This window comes from Streptomyces colwelliae (genome assembly GCF_048158785.1).
Lineage (GTDB): Bacteria > Actinomycetota > Actinomycetes > Streptomycetales > Streptomycetaceae > Streptomyces.
On record NZ_JBLTJC010000487.1, the window covers coordinates 1 to 6,786 of the forward strand.

The 6,786-nt window shown below is 72.0% G+C and carries 4 protein-coding genes and 1 pseudogene; 2 read left to right on the forward strand and 3 right to left on the reverse strand.

What is annotated here, in order from left to right; translation table 11 throughout:
• A pseudogene (locus ACNFOC_RS48550) lies at positions 1 to 138 on the reverse strand (DUF6529 family protein); the annotation flags it as partial.
• A 193-nt stretch (positions 139 to 331) separates the two neighbouring features.
• Here ACNFOC_RS48550 and ACNFOC_RS48555 point away from each other — a divergent pair.
• On the forward strand, positions 332 to 2,281 hold the full coding sequence (locus tag ACNFOC_RS48555) for a serine/threonine-protein kinase (RefSeq protein ID WP_416965400.1): 1,950 nt from the start codon (positions 332 to 334) through the stop codon (positions 2,279 to 2,281).
• 1 nt (position 2,282) lies between these two features.
• Entirely contained in the window at positions 2,283 to 3,107 is an 825-nt protein-coding gene (locus ACNFOC_RS48560) for an FHA domain-containing protein (RefSeq protein ID WP_416965401.1), read from the forward strand.
• Positions 3,108 to 3,124: 17 nt separating this feature from the next.
• On the opposite strand, the gene ACNFOC_RS48565 is transcribed toward ACNFOC_RS48560, so the two are convergent.
• Positions 3,125 to 4,165, reverse strand: a complete 1,041-nt coding sequence (locus tag ACNFOC_RS48565; protein ID WP_416965402.1) for a tetratricopeptide repeat protein — start codon at positions 4,163 to 4,165, stop codon at positions 3,125 to 3,127.
• Between the two features lie 23 nt (positions 4,166 to 4,188).
• Positions 4,189 to 6,708, reverse strand: a complete 2,520-nt coding sequence (locus ACNFOC_RS48570) for an Hsp70 family protein (RefSeq protein ID WP_416965403.1) — start codon at positions 6,706 to 6,708, stop codon at positions 4,189 to 4,191.
• Between the last annotated feature and the right edge of the window lie 78 nt (positions 6,709 to 6,786).

Below are 6,786 nucleotides of genomic sequence, written 5' to 3' on the forward strand. Positions count from 1 at the left end.
CCACATCACGCGTGTCGAGTACGTCTGGTAGCCGAACGCGTAGAGGCAGTGCACCGCGACCGGCACCGCCACCAGGAACGCGATCCGCCCCGACCAGCGGTGCAGCGTCGCCGACCAGCTCGGGCCCTGCGAGTCGCCGGGAGCGTAGCGCGTTTGGACATGGCACTGTCAACAAATGGAAATGCAATTCTCGAAGAGGAGAGTGACGCTATCGGCGAACGGTGTGGCGGTTCTGGGTGGGTCCCCTCGAAGTCCGGTGAATCCGATCACCGTCAAGTGCCGGATCTGTACACTCCGTTACCCGTCAGGACCGTGATCGAGGGGTGGGACGGTGCCGGTGACACCAGCGGCCGGGGACAGGATCGACGGCCGGTATCTCCTGCACGAGCCCATCGGCACCGGCGGCATGGGCGTCGTCTGGCGGGCGTGGGACGAGCGGCTCCAGCGCTGGGTCGCTGTCAAGTGCGCACGCCTGGACGACGACCGGGCCACGCGCCGGCTCATGGGCGAGGCGCGCAACGCGGGGCGGCTGCACCACCCGAACATCGTCGGCGTCTTCGACTACGTCGACGAGGGCACCACCTGCTGGATCGTCATGGAGTACGTCCCCTCCCGCAGCCTCGCCCAACTCATGGCCGAGCGCGGCCCGTTGGCGCCCGAGGAGGCCGGGTCGATCGGCTGCCAGATCGCGGACGCGCTGGTGAAGTCGCACGGCGCGGGTGTGGTGCACGGCGATGTGACACCGGAGAACATCCTCGTCACCGACGAAGGCGTCGCCCGGCTCACCGATTTCGGGATCTCCCGGGCCCTGTGGAACGACGTCACGCAGAGTGCGACGGGCAGTGTGCGCGGCAAACCCCGGTATCTGGCCCCCGAGGTGGCCAAGGGGCAGCCGGTCGGCCAGAAGGCGGACGTGTTCTCCCTGGGCGCCTCGCTGTTCGCGGCGGTCGAGGGACAGTCGCCGTACGGCGAGGCCGAGCACCTGATGACGTATCTGGCCCGGGCCGTCCAGGGCGACCTCGAGACCGCGCGCCGGGCCGGGCAACTGGCCGAGCCGCTGGCCGCGTTGCTGGAGGTGGAGCCCCGGAACAGACCCGAGGCCACGCGGGCGCTCGAACTGCTGCGGCAGGCCACCCCACCGCCCGCGCACGTCCAGGACCGGCTCGACCGCAGCACGATCGAACTCACGTCCCGGACCCTCCGGTTGGGAGACGCCGTACGCGCCGCCAAGGACGCCGTCACGCTGCCGGTGCGCCGCCGTCGCGCGCTGGCGATCACGGCCGTGGCGGTGGTCACGACCGGTGCGCTCACGGCCGGGCTCGTCCTCTTCGGCCCCTGGAGCTCCACGGGCGCGGACGGCAAGGACACCGTTGGCTCCGACGCGAAGCCCTCGGCCACGGCATCGGCGCGGGCCGGAACCATCGGCGACGAACGTACGGCCGACCCCTGCGGGTTGATCGACGCCGCCTCGCTGAGCCGCTTCGGCACCACCGTGCTGGACCCGGACTACGGCGACATCGACCGGTGCGACGTCATCCTGCTCAACAACGGCGGCAACGACAACGCCGGCGTGCAGGTCAACCTCGACTCCGACAGGGACAAGTTCGACAACATCGAATCCACCCAGCTGGTCCCCGACACCGACCTCACGCGTGTGGCGATCAAGCGGGACGGGGTGTTCTGCGAACGGGCCGTCCTGACCCCCGACGGCAAGCAGATCCGCGTCATCGGGCAGCAGTTCGACGCGAAGACGGCGCCCGACCCGTGCCAGATGGCCGACACCGCCACCGATCACGTGGTCAGCGTGCTGGCCCACGGTCCGGTACCCCGGCGCACGGTGGCATGGCCCAAGTGGTCCCTGGCCAACCTCAATGCCTGCTCGCTGCTCGACGCCGACGAACTCAAGCGGCTGCCCGGCGTCCAATTCGACAACGAGGACAGCGGGTTCGGCTCCTGGAACTGCGACTGGTCCAGCGACGGCGACGGCGACCGCGAGGTGGAGATCCGGTTCACCCGGGACAACTCGCTGGACAGCGACGACGGAACGCCGGTGAACGTCGCCGGCACCAAGAGCTACTACAGAGCGAACGACGAAGAGGACGACAGCTGCACCGTACGGACCCCACACCGCGTCTACACGGACTCCGTCGGCGCACGCACCGTCGAGATCCTCCAGTTGATCGTCTACGCACCGGAGTCGAGCAAGCAACTGTGCGACAGCGCGGCGGAGTTCGCGGCCGTCGTCGTGAAGAGCATCGCGAAGGAACAGGCGGACCGGTGACATGACACCACCGGGAACCCCAGACACCCCACCTGGAGCAGCAGATCCCCTGGCCGGTGGCCGACGCCTGCCCGCCTCCCACGGCAGCCTCGCCCGGGGCGCGTCCGCGCCGCTGCCCGGCACGCTCTTCGCGCTCGCGCTGACCGGCGGGATGACGCTGGGCCCTGGGCACGGCCGCGAGGTCCTGTTCGGCCGCAACCGGCCCGAGGTGCATGTCTGCGTCGGTGAGGACGACCCCCAAGTCAGCCGCCACCAGGGCACGTTGACCCACCGGGACGGGCACTGGTGGGTGAGCAACGTCGGGCGGCTGCCGCTCCGGAGCGCCGGCGGCCGGCTGCTGTTCCGGGACGAGGATCCGCTGCCGCTCGACACCGGCTACACCCCACTGTTCGCCGGCGGTTCCCGTGGCCGCGAACACCTGCTGGAGGTCTTCGTCACCGGCCCCGAGGGCCTGCGGCCGCCGCCCCGGCACGGGGACGTCACCCGCCCGCCCCGGCTCTGGGCGCTCACCGAGCAGGAGAAGCTCGCCCTCGTCGTCCTCGGCCGGCGCTATCTGCTGCACGAACCCCGGCCGCAGCCGCTCACCTGGCGGCAGACCGCCGCCGAACTCGGCGAGGTGCAGCCCGGCGCCGGCTGGACCGACAAACGCGTCGAGCACCTGGTCAACGGCGTGCGCACCCGCCTCTCCCGCGACGGCGTGCCCTGGCTGACCCGCGAGGAACTCGGCGAGCCGGTCGGCAACGCCCTCAACGACCATCTGATTCGAGCCCTGTTGGCGTCGACCACGCTCGTCCCGATGGACCTGGCGCTGATCGACGCGGCCTGACACCCGGCCGGGGCCGGTCAGCCGGGGTGATCAGCCGGGGTGATCAGTACGGTGACCGTCCTGTTCCGCGCCGCGTCCGGGTACGGCGCGTTCCGCTGGTCCGCGCTCGCGGTGGTGAAGGAGGCGAGGGGTCTGCCACTGGCCGCGCCGAGTTCGCGGGCGGCGACGAGGGCCCGCCACAGGGAGAGGACGGAACCTCCGCTGCGGGGAGCGCCGGAGACGGTGGCGGTCTGACCGAGGATCTCGATCCGTGCGTCCAGGCCGCCCAAGTGCGCGCCCAGCGCGGCGAGTTGGCGGGCTCCGGTCCGGGTCATCCGGGTGCCCTCGGCGAAGAGGCCCTCGGTGAAGGTGACTTCCACGGAGTCGCCGCGGGCTGTCGGGCGCAGGCCCGGCGCCTGGAGAGCGAGGGCCAGGGCCTGGACGGCCGCGGCCCGGCGGGCCTTCTCGCGGGCCCGCTCCTCCGCCTGCTTCTGCCGCTGCCTCTGGTCGTGCGCTCGCAACAGCTCCTGTTCCTGGGCCTGTTGGGCCCGCTGCTCGGCCGCGAGGGACGGCCGCTCCTGCCGTGTGCCGGTGCCGTCGGTGAGGGCGACCGCCGTGACCGTCACGGCGGCCACGGCGCAGACCGCGGCCACCACCGCCGTCCCGGCCCGGTGCCGGGCGAGGGCCGGCCACGGACCCCGGCGGCCGAGCCGTTCGATCCGGGCGAGACCGGCCACCGCCGCCGGATCCCGCGGGTGCTGTTCCTGGACACGCCGCCAGCACTCGGCCGCCTCGGCCAACTCGCCCCGCTGCGCGTGGACCCGGGCGAGCAGGTCGAGTACGTCGGGTGCGTCCCGTACATCGGGTACATCGGGTACGCCGTGTACATCCTGATGCGCGTCGGCCACGTCCTGGTGTCCGTCGGCGCCGGGAGCGCGCAGCAGCCGTAGCGCGCCGTCCGTGTCGCCGGAGCGGGCCGCCGCGCGGGCCCGGGAGACGAGCAGCGTGAGGCGGAGCGGGTGGTGGGCGTTGGCCCGCGATGTGGTGGACGTGGTGGAGATGGCGGACGTGGTGGTCATGGTGAACTCCCCTTTCCCGCAGGTCAGTCGAGGCCGCCGGTCATCCGCTCGACCGCGTCCGCGGCCTCCGGCGGCAGCAGCCGGCGCAGCTCGCTGTTGACGGTGGCGACGGCCTCGCGGTTGCCCGCGGCGATGGCCCTGCGGCCCCGCAGGATCGCCGCGTCGGCCCGGCCGTGGGAGGTCATCCGGTCGCGCATCGAGGCCAGTGCCTCGAAGAGGACGTACTCCCACTGGTCGGTGCGGCTGAGCAGCTCCACCTGGAACTGTCCGGCGCGCTTGGTGAGCCGGCGCAGGTCCGCCGGGGTCGCGTCCTCGCCGAGCGCACTGGCGCGGTCGCGCAGGTTCCGCAGCTGCTGCCGGTCCGAGGGGCCGCCGCCGACCTGCCCGAGGGTGTCCTCGCAACTGCTCAGCAGTTCCCACAGCGTGCGTTGCAGTCCGGGGATCTCGATCGCCTCCTCGACGTCGTCGAGCTGGGCCTCCAGATCGCGGATACGGCGGTCGCCGGCGACGGCCGCGCCCGTGTCGACGGCCGCCGCGTCCACGTCCCGGCGCAACTGGACGAGGGTGTTCTGCTCCTCGAAGTCCGCCAGCCGGGCCTGCGCCGCCTCGGAGTACTCCTCGTCCGCCCGGTCCCGCAGATCGTCCACGCGTTCCTCCAACTCGCCCAGCCGGTCCAGGAGTTCGCGGTGGCCGGGCGCCACCAGCTCGGAACGGTTGATCGTCGCCTCGAACTGCCGGTTCACCAGGGGGATGTAGGCGGTGGCGATGACCTCCCGGTTGCTCGCCCGGATCTCGAACGTCACCTCGACCTCGCTCTGCGCGGGCAGGTCGATACGCAGGTCGCGCGGCCGGATCTCGATCAGCCCGACCCGGGTGTTGAGGTCGGCGCGCCTGCGCTCGCCCTCCAGCAGCGGGATGCGGATGACGGCGTCCGGCTCGTCGTGGTGCAGCGGGATCGTCGTCCGGTACGGCCTGGTCTTCTGGGCCGGCAGGGCGGTGCCCTTGCGGAGCAGCGGGTCGAAGGTGCCGTCGGCCTTGCCGATGCCGAGGGTGCCGGTGAGAACGGTGTCGCCGGGGACGACCGCGGCGTAGGAGATGGAGAAGGCGTCCCCGGTCAGCCGTTGCCGGGTGCCGGAGGTGTCCACCAGTTCCACGACGAACCGGGACCGGGTGTCCGAGACGATGGGCACCTCGGTGTAGAAGACGCCCTCGGGGCTGAGTTCCGTGCGCGGCCCGCGGAACGGCGGCCGGCTGTCGGGGTCGGTCACGGTGACGGCGTAGCGCGTCCAGTCCGCCACCTTGCTGCCGCTGGTCACCCGGCCGGAGACGGGGATTCCGGTCCGGTCGACGGACTGGGCCGGATAGGTGAGTTCGACCGCGAACGCGCCCGGTGCCGCCTTCGCCGGCTTCCTCGGCATCCGGATCGTGCGGGCGACCACGGCGGCGCCGCGCGCGACCACGGTCGTGGGGTCCTGACTGTGGTCGAGGCGGATGCCGAGCCCGTCGACCGGGTCGGCGAGCAGCGCGCGCAGCCCCGGGCTGAGGGTCGCGCCGCCGACCAGGAGCAGCCGGTCGATGTCGTCGGGCCGCACCGAACTCTCCGCCAGGGCGTCGCGGCAGAGCCGCACGGCACGGGTGTAGAAGGGCAGCGCCAGGTCCTCCAGGGCGCCCCGGGTCAGGGTGTACTCGAAGGGTTCGGTGCCGCCGTCGCCGTTGTGCAGGTCGACCGCGATCTCGATGCTCGCGGCGCGGGACAGGGCGATCTTGGCGTTCTCCGCCTCCGCCTTGAGCTTGCCGAAGTTCCTGCGCCAGAGCGGGTTGCCGCGGTGGAAGTCGGCCAGCCCGAGGCCGCGGCGGACCTCGGGGACCAGCAGGTCCTCGACGAGCGCCCAGTCGATGAGCTTGCCGCCGAGATAGGGGTCACCGGCGTGCTGGATCAGCTGGAGTTCGCCGTCGCGCTTGCTCATCACGGCCGCGTCGAAGGTGCCGCCGCCGAGGTCGAACACCATCCAGTGGGCGGACTCCGAGGCGTCCTGCACGCCGTAGGCGATCGCCGCGGCCGTCGGCTCCTGGACCAGCGGGCACTGGTCGCCGAGGCCGGCGAGGGCTGCGGCCCGGCTGGTGGCGTTGTTCTGGTTCAGGGTGAAGGAGGCGGGGACGGTGATCACCGCGGCCTCCGGCTGGAACTCGTTCCCGTCCTGGTCCGCGACATGCCGGCGCAGCGCCATGAGCACCTCGGCGGACAGCTGCTCGGGGGTGAGGGAGACACCGGCGCGCTGGAAGTGGCGGAGGGCGGACGCCACCCCCATCTCCTGCTTGAACTCCGAGTAGGCGTTGTCCGGATCGTGCCCCACCTGATTCCGGGCGGCCAGGCCCACATGGACCGCGCCCGCCTTGGGCAGCCACACGGCGGAGGGCGTGTAGTCCCACCCCTCGGTGCCCTTGACGACGTGGATGCCGTCGTCCTTCGCCACCGCGATGGCGCTGTTGGTGGTGCCGAGGTCGATTCCGAAGTCGATGGTCTCGCTCTGGGGCTCGCTCATGGCCGTGGTCTCCTCGGTCCGTGGTCCGTCACGCGGTAGGTGTGGTCGGTGTGGTGGCTGGGGTGGTCGGGGTGGGTG

Bases quoted from the DNA above. Each gene is read 5' to 3' on its own strand.
- ACNFOC_RS48560 (WP_416965401.1), top strand. From the start codon at position 2,283: ATGACACCACCGGGAACCCCAGACACCCCACCTGGAGCAGCAGATCCC.
- ACNFOC_RS48565 (WP_416965402.1), bottom strand. From the start codon at position 4,165: ATGACCACCACGTCCGCCATCTCCACCACGTCCACCACATCGCGGGCC.
- ACNFOC_RS48570 (WP_416965403.1), bottom strand. From the start codon at position 6,708: ATGAGCGAGCCCCAGAGCGAGACCATCGACTTCGGAATCGACCTCGGC.